The organism is Methanobrevibacter filiformis, from assembly GCF_001639265.1.
Classification (GTDB): Archaea; Methanobacteriota; Methanobacteria; order Methanobacteriales; family Methanobacteriaceae; genus Methanacia; species Methanacia filiformis.
Map to the genome: position 1 here is coordinate 1 of NZ_LWMT01000209.1, position 572 is coordinate 572.

Sequence of the window (572 nt, forward strand, 5' to 3'; positions counted from 1 at the left end):
AATATTAAGTTAAAATAAGGATTATTATTTAGTTTATTGGGTTTTAAGTGATTTATCTTTGTTGATTATTTTTTAGTAAAGTTTAATAATCTTTGTGTTGAAATATGACTTCATGCATTAATGACTTTAATAAACTTTTTTTTATTAAGTTTTTGTGCATTTATTATGAAATTTGTATTAATAAATTAGTGCTTTTGTATGAATCATGTTTTGATAAATGGCATACTGACTAAGAGATACTTATTTAGACATGTATGGTTTTATACTATGTTTATTTATGTTTTTTCTAGTATATTGTGTCTTTTAGATTTCTTGTTCGTATTGTATTATATATTGCATTTCTGATGTTTATTTCATTAGTTGCAGCTACTTTATTGGAACCTAAAAGCATTAAAACACCATTACTACGCTTAAGATAACCATTTACGCCTTCAGTTTGGAACCGTTCAGCATAAATAGTTAAATAGCGTTTTTGAGTCATTTTATTAATCATTTCATGTTTAAGTGTGGTGATTCTGTAGTTTATAGGAGTTACACCATCACCACACGAACATTTTTCCTTAAATGGGCAT

General features: G+C 25.7%; 1 protein-coding gene. It reads right to left on the reverse strand.

Annotated features, from left to right (window positions below; translation table 11 throughout):
- Positions 1-286: 286 nt before the first annotated feature.
- Positions 287-572: hypothetical protein (locus MBFIL_RS10830; RefSeq protein WP_169805505.1), on the reverse strand; the 286-nt coding region annotated here is incomplete at its 5' end.